Origin of the sequence: Streptomyces sp. NBC_00454, assembly GCF_041434015.1 — a bacterium.
Classification (GTDB): Bacteria; Actinomycetota; Actinomycetes; order Streptomycetales; family Streptomycetaceae; genus Streptomyces.
Window position 1 is genome coordinate 533,022 of the sequence record NZ_CP107907.1, and the last position, 15,953, is coordinate 548,974.

Here is a 15,953-nt window from a genome sequence, read left to right on the forward strand (position 1 = left end):
CGTCTACAACGGAATGGTCGACCGGCTCTCCTCCTTCGCGGCCGAGGTCACCCGAGTGGCCCGCGAGGTGGGCAGCGAGGGCCGGCTCGGCGGTCAGGCCGAGGTCGCCGATGTCTCGGGCACCTGGAAGCGCCTGACGGAGAACGTCAACGAGCTGGCCGGCAACCTGACGCGGCAGGTGCATGCCATCGCCGAGGTGACCAGCGCGGTCGCCGAGGGCGACCTGACCCGCTCGATCACCGTGGAGGCCCCGGGCGAGGTCGGCGAGCTCAGGGACAACATCAACGCCATGGTGGAGTCGCTGCGCGCCACCACCCGGGCCAACGAGGACCAGGAGTGGCTGGCGTCCAGCCTCGCCGGGGTCTCCCGCCGGATCCGGGGCATCCGCGAACTCCCGCCTGTCGCCCGCCTGTTGATGCGGGAGGTGCCACCCCTGGTGGACGCCCAGTACGGCAGCTTCTTCCTCGCCCAGGAGCAGGCCGGGGCACCGAGCCGGTGGCGATCGCCACGTACGGGCTGCCCGACGGCCCCGACGCGGGCCCCCGCCGGTTCCGGATCGGCCAGTCCCTGGTCGGCGAAGCCGCGGCCGGACCCGCCGGGCATGGGAAGCCGTCGGCGCCTGCCCGTCGGGGGCTTCGACGACCACGGCTCCGACGACGGCGTTGACGATGTCGGCGGCCAGGGCCACCGCCCCCAGCCCGGTCGGGACGGCCAGCCGCAGCAGGTGGTCCGACCGTGCGAGGCTGAGCCCATGAGGGTGAGTTCATGAGCACGGGATCCGACGCCCGCCTGGTGCTGCTGCGCCACGCCAAATCCGCCTGGCCCGACGTCGCGGACCATGAGCGGCCGCTCGGCCCGCGGGGTCTGCGGGACGCCCCCGCGGCGGGCCGCTGGTTGCGCGACGCCGGCTGCCTGCCCTCGCTGGTGATCTGTTCCACCGCCCGGCGGGCCCGCGAGACCTGGGCGCTGGCAGCCGGAGAGCTCGGCGCCGAGGTCCCGGTGCGCTTTGACGAGCGGGTGTACGCCGCCGAGCCGGAAGACCTGCTGGAGGTGGTGTCCGAAGTACCGGAGGAGGTGGGGACTTTGCTGCTCGTCGGCCACAACCCGGGCCTGGAGGATCTGGCCGTCACGCTCGCCCGCGAGGCCCTGGACCCCGCGGAGGCAGGAGCCCTTGAGCGCCTGTCGGAGAAGTTCCCGACGTCCGCGATCGCGGTGCTCGCCTGCCCCGGTTCCTGGCAGGAGCTCGCGCCGGGCTCGGCCCGCCTGACCGACTTCGCCGTCCCCCGGGGCGCCGCCCGCTGACGGGTGGAGCGCTGGAAGCTGCTGTCGAACGTGAGAGGAGTGAGCGAACCGTGCCACTGGATCCCACCCTGCAGAAACTGCTCGCCGCGATGCCGGCGATCGACTTCGATACGGTTCCGCTGGAGGAGCTGCGCCGCGCCAACATCGCGAACGCCCTCGCACAGCGGCGCGTCGTCGAGCTGCCGCGCATCGAGGACCGCCGCGTCGACGGGGTGGGCGTGCGTATCTACTGGCCCCGGGCCGACGCGGCCGGCCTGCCGGTGGTGGTGTACTACCACGGCGGCGGGTTCTTCATGGGCAGCCTCGACACTCACGACAACGTCGCCCGCAGCATCGCCCACCGAACAGGCGCAGTCGTGGTCTCCGTCGACTACCGGCTCGCCCCCGAGGACCCGTACCCGGCGGCGGTGGAGGACGCGTTCACCGCGCTGCGCTGGACCGCCGCCCACGCCGGCGAACTCGGCGGGGACCGGGACCGCATCGCCGTGGCCGGCGACTCGGCCGGCGGGAACCTGGCCGCCATGATGGCTCTGCGCGCCCGCGACGCCGGTGGGCCACCGCTGCGCTTCCAGTTGATGTGGTACCCGTGCACGCACATCGACCCCACGCTGCCTTCGGAGGCGGAGAATGCCCACGCGCCCGTGCTGCCCCGCCGCGCCGTCGAGCTGAGTGCCGGCTGGTACCTGGGCGGGCGCGACCCCAAGGCCTCTGGCGCCGCACCCGCTTACGCCGAAAGCCACGCCGGCCTGCCGCCCGCCTACATCGCCACAGTCCAGGGCGACGCCATCCGCGACGAAGGCATCCGCTACGCCCAACTGCTCCGCTCGGCCGGCGTCCCGGTCGAACACCACAACCACGAGGACCTGGTCCACGCCTTCTGCACCCTCGCCCCGCACATGCCCGCCGCGGCGAGAGCGCTGGACGAATCCCTCGCCGCACTCAAGACCGGCCTCGCCTGATTGCTTGGCGCTGAGCTCGTCGCCGAGCTGCCGGGCGGCGTGCTGGGGCCGGTACGGGTCGGTGGGGAACAGGTCCTCACGCGGACGGCCCCCCGTGCCATGCGACGGGGCTTCGCCCCTGCGACGCTGGCCGGGATCCGGTCGTTCAGGCCCGGACGGGGTCATCGCCGTACATACGGAGGAGGAGTCGTGGCACCTCTCGCTCGGATCCCGCTGGAAGGCGGCGGGTACGTCCTGGTCGAGGCTCCGGACACGGCCCAGGGGGCGGTGAAGGCCAGCCGTATCGGCGACGCCATCCATGACCTCCCGGAAACGCTGCAGGAGGCGCTCGGTCCGGTCACGGAGGCAGCGCGCGTGGCCCTCGAGCAGCTGCGCAAGGCCCGCCCCGACGACATCACCATCCAGTTCGGCGTGGACCTCTCGGTCGCCGCCGGCGCCGTGATCGCCAAAACCGGTGCAGGCTGCCATCTGACGGTGACCATGGCGTGGAAGGGCGGCGATGCCGGCCGTTCTCGGACTGCGTCCGCGCGACCGGAGTGACGCGTACGGCGCGCACCGATCCGAATGGCGTCCGGACGGGGTCCGGATCACTACTCTGCGTGCATGCCGAATGCTCCGACGCAGTTGAGGCTGCGAGAGATTCCGGGCTGGGCGGTGGGGCTGTGTCTGTTCGGGCTCGCTGCCGGTCTCTGCATGATCATCTGGTACGCGGTGGATCCGCCGTTCCTCGACAAGCCCTCAGGGAACAGAGAACTGCTCCTGCAGTTCGCGACGACGGCCGCAGAGGCCCGCGCCATCGTAAACGGCGCCGAAGACGGGGACGGCAGCAAGCTGTTCCAGGACGGCCTCGTTCTCGACTGGTGCATGTTCATTCCCGGCTACGCGGCGGCCCTGGCCGGGGCCTTCGGGCTCGGGCACCTCTTCCTCTACCGGGAGTCCGCCCGGCTGTGGGCCCGGCGCGCCCTCGTCCTGACCCCCCTGCCGGTGGTTGCGGACTGCGTGGAGAACCTCTTCCTCTGGAGGGCTCTGAACCGGCTCGCCGCCGACCCGGTACCGGACCTGACGTGGGCATCCTGTTTCGCCCAGGTCAAATGGGCGCTCGTCGTCCCGCTGGTCGCCCTGGGCATTCTGATCGTCGTCATCCTCTGCTGCCGCCGGGTTCTGACCCCCTCCTTCGTGCGGAGTGCGCGGGAGGACCGCCCCCGTCCCGTCGTGGCCCGTGCCCATAGGCTCGCGGACGGCACCGAGAGCCAGTGGAGCGACCCGGACGTGATCCTCCCGCCCGCCGCGCCCCACGACTGGGAGCCCCGGCCCGAGTGGACCGCCCCCGACCCGGCGCAACAACGCCCCGCCGAGGCCCAGGACCCGAAGGACAGCGCGGCGGCCCGCTGGCGTACCCGCGCGTACCAGCCGCCCGGTCGCCAGCCCGCGGAGCTCGGCTTCTGCGTCTCCGGCGGCGGCATCCGGTCGGCCTCGGTCGCCCTCGGTGCGTTGCAGGCACTGCGCGGGCAACTGCTCGAGGCTACGTATCTGGTGTCGGTGTCCGGCGGCGGGTACACCGCCGGGGCCTTCCAACTGGCCCTGACCGATGCCCGGCTCCGGGCCCCGGACGGGAGCCCTTCGGTGCGGCCCGGTCTCGCGAACCCCGCGGACGTGTTCGCGCCGGGCAGCCCGGAGGAGGACCACATCCGCCGGCACGCGAAGTACCTGGCGGACGCGCCCAAGGAAAAGCTGAACGCCGCGGGGGCGGTGCTGCGCGGGATGGCCGTCTCCTTCGGCATGCTGGCGCTGGTCTTCGCCGTGGCAGGCCAGTTGTTGCACCAGTTCTACTCACACGTTCCACTGACCCGGCTCCGCCCCCTCGCGGCGGGAGCAGAGGTGGCCGGCTCGTCCCTCGACCTGTACCCGAACGCCTGGCTCCCCGTCCTCTCCCTGTTCGGCCTGGCCGGTCTGGTGTCCGTCGGGTACGCCTTCGCGCGGGCCGGGAGCGACAAGTCCCGCCCCGCATGGCTGCGCAGCACGGTGAACACGCTCACCGGCCTCGCGCTGGCGGTCGCCGCCTGCTCGGTCGTCATTCCTTCGGTGATCTGGTTCTTCGCCTCTCTGGCCCACAAGGCCGACAAAGCGGGATATTGGGAAGCCAGCGGGGCGGGAGTGGCCTTGCTCGGCGCGATCACCGCGGCGGCGACCGCCGTGGGTACGTGGTTCGTCTCGGTCTACAAAACGGTGAGGAAGCTGAAGCCGGACGGTGAGCAGCCAGGTCCGTTCGCCAGAGGCGGCACGTCGCTGGTCACGCAGGTCGGCACCAGCTGGGTGAAAGCCGTGGTGTGCTGGCTGGTTCTGCTCCTGGTCGCGTTCTTCGGCCTCGCCCTCATGTCCTGGGCCGCGATCTACGCGGGCAGTTGGCACGCGGGGTGGCGATGGGGGGTGCCGATCGCCCTGATCGTGCTGACCCTCGTGATCGACCAGACCACATTCAGCCTGCACCCCTTCTACCGCCAGCGGTTGGCCGGCGCCTTCGCCGTGCGCCGCGCGGTGTTGAAGGACGGCTCGGTCGGCGCCGTGCCGTACGACTACAACAACGAGCCGACCCCGCTGGACCCCTACGCGCAGCGGGTGGAGGGCTTTCCCCAGGTCATCTTCGCCGCCTCCGCGGCCGTCTCCCTGCGCAACCGCACCGCGCCCGGCCGGCCCGCCGTCCCCTTCACCTTCGCTTCCGACTACTGCGGCGGACCCGACACGGGCTGGGTCCGCACCAGCACTCTGCAGAAGACGGCCCCGGCGCTGATCGGGCGCGACCTGACCGTACAGTCCGCCGTCGCCGTGTCCGGAGCGGCCTTCGCCTCCGCGATGGGTACCCAGACGATGTTCATGGAGCGGCTGCTCGCGCTGTCCAACGTGCGGCTCGGCACGTGGGTGCCCAATCCCCTGTACCTCGCGGATCTGGCGACGTACGGGCCCAACCGGATCATGCCGCGCCTGCCGCGGGTACGGCGGCTGCGGTACCAACTCCAGGAGCTGGTGGGCCGGTACTCGGACACCACTCCCCTGCTGCTGTGCACCGACGGCGGGCACTTCGACAATCTCGGTCTGGTCGAGATGCTCCGGCTCCGCTGCCGGACCATCTATGTCATCGACGCCTCGGGGGACTCGCCGCCGCTGGCGACCACCCTCGCGCAAGCGATCACACTCGCCTACGAGGACCTCGGAGTGAGGATCACCTTCGCCGAGGAGGGGCAGAACCTGCTGAACCTGGTTCCCGGCAGCGCGAAACCGCTCGCGCCCGAAGTGCCGATGGCCTCCCTGAACGGGCGGTTCTCCGCCACCTGTGTGGTGCGCGGCACGATCGAGTACCCGGAACGGGTCCAGTTCTCGCCCGACACACCGGCCAGCGCCTTGGGGACGATCATCTACGTAAAGGCCAGTCTGACCCCCGACATGCCGTACGAGCTGCTCAGTTACGCCCTCCGGGAGAAGGCTTTCCCCCGCCAGGCCACCTTCGACCAGTGGTTCGACCACGCCCAGTTCGACGCCTACCGGGCGCTCGGACACCACCTCGGCACCAAGGCCGCGGAGGCGCGATTCACCCGTTCGGAATAAGCTTGAGTCGATACCTCCTTCGGACCCTCACCACTCAGTCCCTCGACTACGACTTCGTCGTCCGGGCCTGCAACCGCCGCACGCCGACCGGGTCTTCCCGTAACCGGCGGTCTTCGCAGGCCCCCTGATTGCACGCCCGTAGGACTGATGGTTCGAATCGCCCCAAGGAGCAGTCATGCACACTTCCCCACGCTCGGCGGCCCGCTGGGCCCGCCGCTTCGCAGTGACCGCGACAGCACTGTCCGTGGTCGGAATCGGAGTCTCACCGATGGCGACGGCAGACGCGGCAGCCGCCGGCCTGCCCACCCAGGTCCGGTCGACGACTCCCGCCGCTCTGGACAAGGCGCCTGGGGACCTCTACCTGTTCCAGTACAACAACTCCCAGGGCCACCTCTCGATCGGCGGTGGCAACTTCACCCTCGGCGGCAGGGTCTACATGGTCGTCAAGTACAACTCGGGCCAGATGAGGTACCAGGGCACCGTGACCGCGAAGACGGTTTCTGGCGTCCCCGGCGGGGCCGCCTATCTGCATACGAACATCTCTGCTCCCTGCGCTCCCGGAAACAACGGCTACGCCCGGGCATACGACTACAGCACCGAGACCTGGTCGCCGAGACTTCCGGTGGCCATCTGCCAACGGATCGACTGAGGTTGGCGGACCGGTACCGCAAGGGGGTCCCAGGAGCGTCCGGGACGGTGATCGCCGTCCCGGACGGATCCGTTGCTCAGGTCCCTTTCCTCAGGTGCCGTCACCCTTCCCCGTGCCAGTACTCGTCGTGCGTGCGGTGGGCCTCGGTCAGACCGTCGCGGAAGTACCGCTCGTAGTAGGCGTTCTCGAGGTGATGGGCCTGCAGCCACACGCCCGGTACGTGGATCGTGTCGCAGTGGGCGGGAAACCGCCCGTGGGTCTCGTAGATGTAGGTGCAGATGTCCCGCGTACACGCGATGACGTCGGCGGAGTAGTCGCTGGCTTCGTGCAGGTACTGCCTGCCGAAGTCCCCCCGGTAGATGCGCGCGAACAGGCCCTCGTCGGAGTAGATGCCCTTCGGCCCGAACTTGCCCGCCACGACGGCGTCGACGGCCTCGCCCATGGTGCCGTAGTTGGGCGGGCACATCGCCTTGATGAGGTGTTCACCGTTGTGCCGCAGGCCTACGGCGGTCGCCCTCAGGTCTGCGTAGCGCGGCAGCGGCACCTGCCAGCGCAGGAGGTCCGCCGGTCTCCACCGCGGGACGGTCCAGTCGAAATCGAGCATGGGACCGTAGGTGGGACGGAACTTCGGGTCGCCCAGCATGATCGACGGGGCGACCGAGGCGTGGATCCAGGCTCCGAGACCCATCGCGTCGGCGGTGAGCATGAGGTTCTGGAGCAGCAGGTCGGCCTCGATCTGCGTCCGCATGGCCCAGATGAAGCCCAGGGGCAGCTTGATGTCTTCGTTGAGGAACCCCGACTTCACCCATTTGCGGACGCCCGCCGAGCGGTAGAGGTTCCGGTCGTCGACGATCGCCGGCCGTGCCCCCTCGGGCTGGGTCAGCAGGTACATCAGCCCGTTGATGTACTGCCGTGACAGGTCCACCACAGGGAAGAGGATGGTGGTGCCCGGGAGGTTCGACAGGAACCGGTTCGAGTCGAGGTAGGCGGGGAAGTCCCGCTTTCCTTCCGGTACGTCGATGCGGTGGTCGAGCAGCCGCACCTTCGCCTCGGCGGCGCGCGAGCAGAGGGTCTCCGCGTCGAACGCGCCGGAACCAGGGGGCAGGTTGCGCAGGAAGTAGGTGCCGGTGTCGTTGATCAGGAAGAAGTGCGTGCCCTGGGCGTTGTCGGGGCTGCCGGCGGTCCGGCCGGCCATGTTGAGGTTCGGCTTGGCCATGATGGGCTTGCCGTCGCGGGGGTCGGCGAAGGGACGGTCCGGCATGGTGAGTCCGGAGCAGCCCGTCATGGCGATGAGGACGGCTTCTTCGAGTTCTGTCAGCGGGGCTCGTGGTGCGGTGGAGGCCCAGCTCATCGAACCGGCCTCGACCGAGCTGCCGCGGCTGACCCGGTGGGTGCGGCGACGCAGGATCGACATGAGCAGCGGGCGGTTCACGAGGGCTTCGAACCCGGCACGGCTGTGGGTGTTCATCGGGTCGTTCATGCTGCTGTCCCTTCACGACGAGGACGCCGTCAGCCGCGCAGGCGTGCCTCGATGGTCTCGACGAGGCCGGCGATGACTCCGTCGGGCGAGGGGCTGTAGTGGGGGACGGCCCACCGCGTGATCCGGGCGTCGATGAGGGAGGGCCGGCCGGAGGCGAGCGCTTCACGGAACGCCTTCTCGAACTCCTCCAGCGTCTCGACGCGGTAGCCGTCGGCGCCGCACGCCTGCGCGTACACGGCGAAGTCGGGGTTCTGGAACTCGACCAGCCCCGTCTCCCCGTAGGTGACGAGCTGGAACATTTTGATCAGCTTGAATTCCTGGTCGTCGAAGACGATCCAGATGACGGGGATGTCGTTCTCGACGGCGGTCATCAGCTCGAAACCGGACAACGAGTAGCACCCGTCGCCGCACCCGACGACGACGGTCCGTTCCGGGTGCGCGAGCTTCATTCCGATGGCGCCGTTGACGTGGCCGGCCATCGGCCCGAAGGACCCGACCTTGCGGAAGTTCTGCCCCTCCTCCAGTTCGACGTAGTAGCCGAGCCAGGCGAGGTGTGCTCCCGCGTCGGCGAGCAGAACACCTCCTGGGGGCAGCATCCTGCCGATCGCCTGGGCCAGCTCCCCCGGGTGGATCCTTCCGGTCAGGTGCGTGATGTGACGGGCTTCGTAGTCGCGGCCGTCGACTTCGACCGCCGGGACGTCGCCGACCCGTTCGTCCAGGGCCTCGTGGAGGGCGGCCAGCCCGAGGCGCGCGTCGGAGAGCAGCGCGTGGTCGGGCCGGTAGGCCTTGTGGAACTCGGTCTCGGAAATGTTCACATGGATGAGCACCTTGTTCTCGAAGAGGTCTTCGCGGTAGTTGAACGTGGCGTGCTGGTTGAGGGAGTTGCCGACGCACAGCACGACATCGGCCTCGCGGAACGCCTTCCACGCGCTGGCGTGTCCGCTGTCCGCGAAGACGCCCACCGAGAGCGGGTGGCTCTCGGAGACGATGCCCTTGCCGTCCAGCGTGGTGAGCAGGGGGATCTGGAAGCGTTCGATGAAGCGCCGGACCTCGGCTCCCGCTCCGCTGCGGATCGCGCCGAACCCGACGAGCGCCACGATGCGCTTGCCCCGTGTGAGGGCGTCGGCCAGCGCCGAGGCGATCTCCGCCACGCGGGCCGGATCCGGGACGACCGGGGCCACGTCGAGCCGGATGTGCCGGAAGTCCGTCACCTCGACACCACGGTGGGTGAGGTCCTCGGGAACGTGGATGTGCACCGGCCCGGGCCTTCCTTCGAAGGCGATGTTGACGGCTTCCTCGAGCACGTCGCACGTGTCGGCGGCGTCGGCGAGCAGGAAGGACTTCTTCGTCGTGGCGGCGAACATGGCCCGGGAGTCGGGCGTCCGGTTCAGGCCCGAGGTTTCGTTGAGGGAGCCCCATCCCTGCCATGCCCTCGAGGCGTATCCCGAGACTGCCAGGACGGGGTAGGAGTCGGACATCGCGACGGCCAGACCGGAGAACAGGTTGAACGCACCGGGACCTGCCGTCGCGAAACAGAAGCCCAGTTCGTTCGTGTACATCGCGTGGCCGCACGCCATGAAGGACGCGGCCTGCTCGTGCCGCGTGATGACCGGCCGGATCTGCTGCGAATGCTTCAGCGCCAGCATCAGCCCGGCGGCGTTCTCTCCGGCACCGCCGAAAGCGGCCCGAACTCCGACGTCTTCCAGGCCCTTGACTATGGCTTCGTAAACCCTCATCGCCGTTCCCTCGTCCACTCCCCCGCATTTGATGTCGGCGAGCGCGGTGTCGATGCGGCACGTGGTGCGGCCCTGTCGGCGCAGTCACCCATGCGGAACCAGTCTGCCAGTACTCGACGCATCCCGCTCCTGCACATGAAGGGGACCGTACGGGTGACGGGGCCGGCGTCACCGTTCACAGCGCACGCAGACCCGTACGGCCGACATCTACCGGGGCGCGGGGCGGATGCCACCCGTCTGCGTTGTTCCGCGCGACGCGGCCGTACCACTGCGTCAGGGTTGCCGTGTGTAACCCAGGTGCCCGCGGACCCAGTCCCGGGCAGCCGTGCAGCGTCACCTCGTCGTCCGCCGGCATTGCGTCCGTCAGAGCGGGGTGCGCCTTGGCGAAGAGGCACACATGGCCGAGACCAGGCAGTACGAGCACTACGTGGGCGGCAGCCCCGAGGCGGAACGGCTCGTCTTCGAGCGGCTCGCCCGCGAGCTCATGCGGGTCCAGCTCAAGTCCAGGAAGCGCAGTGGCGCCTCCGACCTCGCGCGGACGTTCCACGCCAAGGCCGTTCTCGGTGCGGAGAACGCGCGTCTGGCCTTCGTCGGCGACCTGCCCCCCGATCTGCGGACCGGCTTCGCCCAACCGGGTGCCGAGTACCCCGTCACCGTGCGGCTGTCCAATGCGAACGGCGCCCGCCAGCCCGACCACGCCCCCGATCTGCGCGGGGCGGCCTTGCGCATCGCGGCAGGAGCCGACGAAGCGCACGACCTGCTGATGACGAGCCATCCGGTCTCGCACGCGCGCAACGCGCTGGAGTTCGTCGAATTCGCGAAGGCCATGGCGGGCGCCGACTCGACGCTGCGCAAGGCCGTCGCGCTGTTCGTCACCCTGCCGCTCGCGGTCGGATGGTCCACGGCCGCGCGCATGCGCCGCAACGTGCGGGCCGGTACGAGCCGCCCGGTGAGCAGCCTGGCGCTGGAGACGTACTGGAGCCGTGGCGCCATCCTGTGGGGTGACGCGGGGCCGGTGCGTTATCAGCTGAGCCCCGCGGACGGCGCTCCGTCGGCCCCCGCGCCCTCCGCCGCCGACCCCGATTTCCTGCAGCACGAACTCGCGACGAGGCTGAAGGAGGCGGATGTCGTCTTCGAGTTGTACGTCCAGCGCTACGTGGATGCCCGCCGGACGGCCATCGAAGACGGCACGGCCGAGTGGAAGGAGGGGGACGCGCCTCTGGTGCGGGTGGCAACGCTGACCATTCCGCGCCATGACATCGGCTCCGCCGAGGCTCGCGCCGCAGCGGCACGGGTCGACGAGCTCGCCTTCAACCCGTGGAACACCACGGAGGATTTCCGGCCCCTCGGAAACCTCAACCGTGCGCGCAAGGTCGCCTACGAGGCCAGCAGCGCCCACCGCCTGGGGCACCGGTTCGCCAACGTCGAGCCGCGGCGCAACGCCGTACTGGGCGTGCCGTTGCGCGCCGCCTTCCGAGGCCTCAACCGATTCGTCCCCTGGCACCGGCTGCCCACCAGCCTCGGTCTGCTGAACCTCCTGGCCTTCCGGCAGAAGCTGCGCCGGGACAACCTGATCGACACCGAGCTCCGCGAGGCTCCGCCCCGAGCCCAGCCCGTACCCGATCCCATCGACGAAGACATGCGGCTCGCGCGGAGCTACGACGGCAGCTACAACGACCTGTCCGCGCCGAGGATGGGCGCTGTCGGATCCGCCTTCGGCCGCAACCTCGCGCCCGTCTATCAACCCGACCTGTTCGACGTACCGAACCCGGTCACCGTCAGTCGCGAGCTGCTGCACCGCGACGTCTTCATTCCGGCGCGCTCCCTCAATGTCCTGGCCGCCGCCTGGATCCAGTTCCAGGTGCACGACTGGGTCAACCACAAGCGCTACCCCACCGGCACGAAGACCGTCGAGGTGCCGCTCCCTCCCGGTGTCACGTGGAGGAACACTCCGGGCGGACGTCCCGAGGACGTCATGCGCTTCGCCGAGAACGAGGGGCTGCACCCGGCCGACGGCAAGGGTCCGCCGACGCTGTTCGCCAACGCGGCGTCCCACTGGTGGGACGGCTCCGAAATCTACGGCGGCAACGAGGACACGGGAAGGTCGCTGCGCGAGCCGGGGGGCGGTGCCGCGCTGCGCCTGGAGGACGGCCACCTGCCGGCCGGGCCGGACGGCCTCCCGCTCACCGGGTTCGCGGAGAGCTGGTGGTACGGCCTCAGCGCCATGCAGACCCTCTTCGCCCGCGAGCACAATGCCGTGTGCGAAGCGCTGCGGCAGGAGTACCCGGCCTTGAGCGAGGACCGTGTCTACCACACGGCGCGACTGATCGTCTCGGCTCTCATCGCGAAGATCCACACGGTGGAGTGGACTCCCGCGATCCTCGCCACCGATGTGATCGACGTCGGCCTGAAGACCAACTGGCAGGGACCGCCGAAGAAGTGGCTCGAGCAACTGGGGCTGTGGCTCTTCGAGGCGCATTCACTGACCGGCATCCCCGAGACCCTGCCGGACCACCACGCCGCTCCGTACTCGCTCACCGAGGACTTCGTCACCGTCTACCGCATGCACCCGCTGCTCCCCGACGACTTCGAGATCGTGGACCACCGGCTCGGCCGGAGCCTGGACACCCTCGGCTTCAACGACGTGCAGGGCCCCGCCGCGGAAGCACTCATCCGCAAGACCGGTCTGGCCAACTCGCTGTACTCACTCGGCATCGCTCACCCCGGTGCGATCACGCTGAACAACTACCCCCACGCCCTGCGGTCGTTCGAGCGGGACGGCGAGGTCATCGACCTGTCCGTGGTCGATCTGGTACGCACACGGCGTCGCGGTGTACCGCGCTACAACGACTTCCGGGCCGGTCTGCACAAGCCGCGCGTGCGGCGGTTCGAGGACGTGTCCAGCGACGCGGAGACCGTCGCACGCCTGAAGGAGGTCTACCGCGATGTCGATCACATCGACACCATGGTCGGTCTCTTCGCCGAGAACCCCCCGCACGGCTTCGGCTTCAGCGACACCGCCTTCCGCATCTTCATCCTGATGGCGACCCGCCGCCTGCAGAGCGATCGCTTCCTGACGGTGGACTTCAGGCCCGAGGTGTACACCCCTCTGGGCATCGATTGGATCGAGCGCAACGGCATGAGCAGTGTGGTGGTGCGGCACTGCCCCGAGTTGGCGGGCCTCCTGCCGCGCACGGCCAGCGCGTTCGCGCCATGGCGCCTGGCCACGACGAAGGGAACCGAAGGCGGTCGCGGCTGAGAGGACCGCCCCGGCTCGCCTCTGCCGACGAGACCGGGGCGGCCGCAGGCAGCCGTGTCAGACGGTGAACGGCTTCTGCTTGAGGAAGCCGTCCGCCGGGCTGCCCGTCGTGTAGAAGTTCGGGCTCTGGATGGCGGGCATGCGCTTTTGGATGTCGCGGTGGAAGGTGCGGTAGTCGCCCTCGAAGGCGCCCTTCCCCCACACCTTGAGAAGGTTCGCGGTGAACAGTCCGTTGACGTCTCCGTCGGACGCCACCTGGTTGTCCTGGCAGGCGGCGATGAGCACGGCGCCGGGCGCCGGGCGGCCGCTGTCGCCGTCCTTGAGTTCGCGCTGGAGACCCTCGTAGAACACCCGGTCCCGGGCGAAGATCTGTTCTTGCGCGTACACCGGCATCAGCCGGGACGCCGCCTCCACCTGGCCCGGGTCACGGGTCTGGAAGTGGGACTCCAGCGCCTCCGGGGTGAGCATTCCCTGGATGGACTCGATGGCGCTTCCGCTGTGACAGGAGTCCAGCAGGGCGAAGATCCTGACCCCCTCCTCGAACCGCCCGAACTCGCGGTACAGCTCGTCATCGAGGAATTGGCGGTCGAAGAACACCAGCGTCTCGTCCAGCCGGTCGGGCTCGTCGTCCGATCCCACGACGTTCGCCATCTGGCCGCCGTGGCCCGAGTAGGTGAAGAGCAGGATGTCCCCGCTCTTGAGCCGTCCGGCCGCCTTGCGCAGTTCCCCGGTGATGTTCTCCACCGTGCCCTCGCCGGTCAGGATCACGGTGTCGCCGAACCCGCCGGCGCGGGCCAGCGCCGCCATGTCACGGGCATCGTTCTCGCAGGCCAGGAGGGATCCGTCCCAGCCGTCGTATGCGGCGGGATCGACCTTGTTCAGACCGACGTGGATGGACAGGCCAGTGGGCACGGGTACTCCTCGGGGCGTTGGGGGGGTCGACAGCATGGGTTCCGCGGCGGCCGCCGCCTGAACCGGGGCGTCGGGGACGCCGCCCGATCGGGCCTGTCGAGGGGGACCGGCGGGGGGCCGCTGTTCGGGTGGCCCGTCGCATCACACCGCAAATGATCACTTATGCGCGGTATTGCTATCTTATGAACGCAATTAGCACGCCGCCGGACCGGGCTTCGGGCGCCGAGGCACGGCAGGGCTCCTTCGCCGATCGCACCGGCTACGACGAGTCCTTCCTCGGTACCGTCGTCCCGCTCCCTCTCCCGGCCGCCGCCGGGATCGAGACCGTGGTCCTCCCCTACACCCACTTCACCGTCGTCCTGCGCCCAGACCGCAGGCTGGCCGCCTCCACCGCCGTCTGCATCGACGGCGTGCAGCTCCTGGAGGACGTACCCCGCGACGACAACTGGGGGTTCGACCCCCGCGTACCCGAGGCCCAGCAGGCCGGCAACGACATCTACCGCGACAACTCCCTGGACCGGGGGCACCTGGTCCGCCGTCTGGACCCGGTCTGGGGTGCCGCGGCCGAGGCCGACCGCGCGAACCTGGACACCTTCCACTTCACCAACGCGGCCCCGCAGCAGGACATCTTCAACCAGGGCAAGGAGCTGTGGCAGGGGCTGGAGAACTATCTGCTCGACCACGCGTCCCAGTTCGACCGCAAGCTGTCCGTCTTCACCGGTCCCGTCCTGCACGACTCCGATCCGCCCTACCGGGGCATCCAGGTGCCGCTGCGCTTCTGGAAGGTGGCCGCCTTCGTCCAGAACGGCCAATTGGCCTCGACCGGGTACGTCCTCGACCAGAGCCCGGACCTCAGCCGGGACCGCGAGCGGGCGATGGCGGGCGCCACGCCCGGCGATCCGCCGCCGCTCGGCCCGTTCCGCACGTTCCAGGTGCCGGTCACCGACATCGTCGAGCTCACCGGCCTCGACCTCGGGCCGCTGCCGGCCGCCGACCTCATGCCCGTCACCCGCGCACCCGCGGAGCGGTGGAAACCTCTGCAGAGCTACGAGGACATGGTCCTGGGCGGCTGACATGGACGACGCCACCGTCGTCTACGTCCACGGCAACGGCAACAAGGTCCGCAAGGAGCTGCTCAAGGCCCAGTGGGACGAGGCGCTGTTCGGCACGGACATGGGCGCGGCGTCGCGGATGGCCTACTGGGCGCCGGTCCGGTACGGCACCCCCCTGCCCGACCACGAGCCGGACCCGCTGTCCGGCGGCCCGCCACCCCTGCGGGAACTCCCGGACGCGGGGGTGCCACGGACCCCGGAGGAGTTCATCGAGCACACGCTCCGCGAGGCGCGCCGGACGGCAGGTCCGGCGGCAGGTCCGGCGCCCGGGAGACGGTGCGCGCAGGCCGGGGAGGAGGGACTGGCGAACTGGCTGGCGAAGATGACGTACTCGGCGGAGACCCTCGGCCGGGCCGAGGACGCGGCGACCGCACCGACCTCCTCGGACCTGGCCGAGGCGCTGCCGCTCCCCGTCTTCCTGCGCTCGCCCGTCTTCGAGCTGCTCGTGAAGCTCACCTTCGAGGACGTGTACGCGTACCTCTTCGGCGGGGTCGGCGAGGCGATGCGAGAGATCGTCCGCGGCGAGCTGGCCGACCTGCGCGACGGGCCGCTCGTCGTGCTGGGGCACAGCCTCGGTTCGGTCATCGCCTACGAGGTGCTCCGCGAGGAGCGACGGGACGTCACCCTGTTCGTCACCGCGGGATGTCCTCTCGGCATCACCGAGATCCAGGACCGGCTCGCGCTCCGGCCGGCGGTTCCGGCAGGTGTGGCGGCCTGGTCCAACGTCTCGGACCTACGGGACCTGGTGGCGCTCGACCACTGGCTGCGGCCCGAGTACGGTCCGCCCGACCTCGTCACCGACCATCTGGTCAGGAATGACAGCGGCAACCACCACGGCATCGCCCAGTACCTGAGCAGTCCGCCCGTCCAGCAGGAACTACGCGCGCTGTTCGGCCGCGTTGCGAGTGACCGGGCCGGGTGAAACCATGGGAAGCATCAGGCAG

The 15,953-nt window shown here is 69.9% G+C and carries 12 protein-coding genes; 9 read left to right on the plus strand and 3 right to left on the minus strand.

Features of this window, described 5'->3' with window-relative positions:
- Positions 1-13 precede the first annotated feature (13 nt).
- The 6 genes from OHU74_RS02485 (at position 14) to OHU74_RS02510 (ending at position 6,510) form a co-directional block, all read left to right on the plus strand.
- Positions 14-769 carry a HAMP domain-containing protein gene (locus tag OHU74_RS02485; protein ID WP_371614337.1) on the plus strand — a complete coding sequence of 252 codons (756 nt, stop codon included), beginning with the start codon at positions 14-16 and terminating at the stop codon, positions 767-769.
- Positions 766-1,302, plus strand: a complete 537-nt coding sequence (locus OHU74_RS02490; protein ID WP_371614338.1) for a histidine phosphatase family protein — start codon at positions 766-768, stop codon at positions 1,300-1,302. Before OHU74_RS02485 ends, OHU74_RS02490 begins: the two co-directional genes overlap by 4 nt.
- 50 nt (positions 1,303-1,352) lie before the next feature.
- Positions 1,353-2,261, plus strand: a complete 909-nt coding sequence (locus OHU74_RS02495) for an alpha/beta hydrolase (RefSeq protein ID WP_371614339.1) — start codon at positions 1,353-1,355, stop codon at positions 2,259-2,261.
- Between the two features lie 189 nt (positions 2,262-2,450).
- A complete protein-coding gene (locus OHU74_RS02500) occupies positions 2,451-2,801 on the plus strand; it encodes a CU044_2847 family protein (RefSeq protein ID WP_371614340.1) in 351 nt (116 codons plus the stop codon).
- Between the two features lie 63 nt (positions 2,802-2,864).
- On the plus strand, positions 2,865-5,861 hold the full coding sequence (locus OHU74_RS02505; RefSeq protein ID WP_371614341.1) for a hypothetical protein: 2,997 nt from the start codon (positions 2,865-2,867) through the stop codon (positions 5,859-5,861).
- 175 nt (positions 5,862-6,036) lie between these two features.
- Positions 6,037-6,510: a hypothetical protein gene (locus OHU74_RS02510; RefSeq protein WP_371614342.1), complete on the plus strand. Its 474-nt coding sequence runs from the start codon at positions 6,037-6,039 to the stop codon at positions 6,508-6,510.
- 100 nt (positions 6,511-6,610) lie between these two features.
- Here the strand turns inward: OHU74_RS02510 and OHU74_RS02515 are convergent, their stop codons facing one another.
- Positions 6,611-7,990, minus strand: coding sequence for a hypothetical protein (locus tag OHU74_RS02515; protein ID WP_371614343.1), 1,380 nt, complete (start codon positions 7,988-7,990; stop codon positions 6,611-6,613).
- Between the two features lie 29 nt (positions 7,991-8,019).
- Complete coding sequence (locus tag OHU74_RS02520) at positions 8,020-9,726, minus strand: thiamine pyrophosphate-binding protein (protein WP_371614344.1); 1,707 nt, start codon at positions 9,724-9,726, stop codon at positions 8,020-8,022.
- A 397-nt stretch (positions 9,727-10,123) separates the two neighbouring features.
- On the opposite strand from OHU74_RS02520, the gene OHU74_RS02525 reads away from it, so the two are divergent.
- A complete protein-coding gene (locus tag OHU74_RS02525) occupies positions 10,124-12,985 on the plus strand; it encodes a peroxidase family protein (RefSeq protein ID WP_371614345.1) in 2,862 nt (953 codons plus the stop codon).
- 57 nt (positions 12,986-13,042) lie between these two features.
- Here OHU74_RS02525 and OHU74_RS02530 read toward each other — a convergent pair whose 3' ends face one another.
- Entirely contained in the window at positions 13,043-13,897 is an 855-nt protein-coding gene (locus OHU74_RS02530) for a caspase family protein (RefSeq protein WP_371614346.1), read from the minus strand.
- A 182-nt stretch (positions 13,898-14,079) separates the two neighbouring features.
- Here OHU74_RS02530 and OHU74_RS02535 point away from each other — a divergent pair, with 182 nt between their 5' ends.
- The gene (locus OHU74_RS02535) at positions 14,080-14,970 is read left to right on the plus strand and encodes a DNA/RNA non-specific endonuclease (RefSeq protein WP_371614347.1); all 891 of its coding nucleotides are present in this window, start codon (positions 14,080-14,082) and stop codon (positions 14,968-14,970) included.
- Position 14,971: 1 nt separating this feature from the next.
- A complete protein-coding gene (locus OHU74_RS02540) occupies positions 14,972-15,931 on the plus strand; it encodes a hypothetical protein (protein WP_371614348.1) in 960 nt (319 codons plus the stop codon).
- Positions 15,932-15,953: the final 22 nt, after the last annotated feature.

Coding starts and splice junctions, on each gene's coding strand:
- OHU74_RS02525 (WP_371614345.1), top strand. CDS start 10,124: ATGGCCGAGACCAGGCAGTACGAGCACTACGTGGGCGGCAGCCCCGAG.
- OHU74_RS02505 (WP_371614341.1), top strand. CDS start 2,865: ATGCCGAATGCTCCGACGCAGTTGAGGCTGCGAGAGATTCCGGGCTGG.
- OHU74_RS02490 (WP_371614338.1), top strand. CDS start 766: ATGAGCACGGGATCCGACGCCCGCCTGGTGCTGCTGCGCCACGCCAAA.
- OHU74_RS02485 (WP_371614337.1), top strand. CDS start 14: ATGGTCGACCGGCTCTCCTCCTTCGCGGCCGAGGTCACCCGAGTGGCC.
- OHU74_RS02535 (WP_371614347.1), top strand. CDS start 14,080: ATGAACGCAATTAGCACGCCGCCGGACCGGGCTTCGGGCGCCGAGGCA.
- OHU74_RS02515 (WP_371614343.1), bottom strand. CDS start 7,990: ATGAACGACCCGATGAACACCCACAGCCGTGCCGGGTTCGAAGCCCTC.
- OHU74_RS02510 (WP_371614342.1), top strand. CDS start 6,037: ATGCACACTTCCCCACGCTCGGCGGCCCGCTGGGCCCGCCGCTTCGCA.
- OHU74_RS02540 (WP_371614348.1), top strand. CDS start 14,972: ATGGACGACGCCACCGTCGTCTACGTCCACGGCAACGGCAACAAGGTC.
- OHU74_RS02520 (WP_371614344.1), bottom strand. CDS start 9,726: ATGAGGGTTTACGAAGCCATAGTCAAGGGCCTGGAAGACGTCGGAGTT.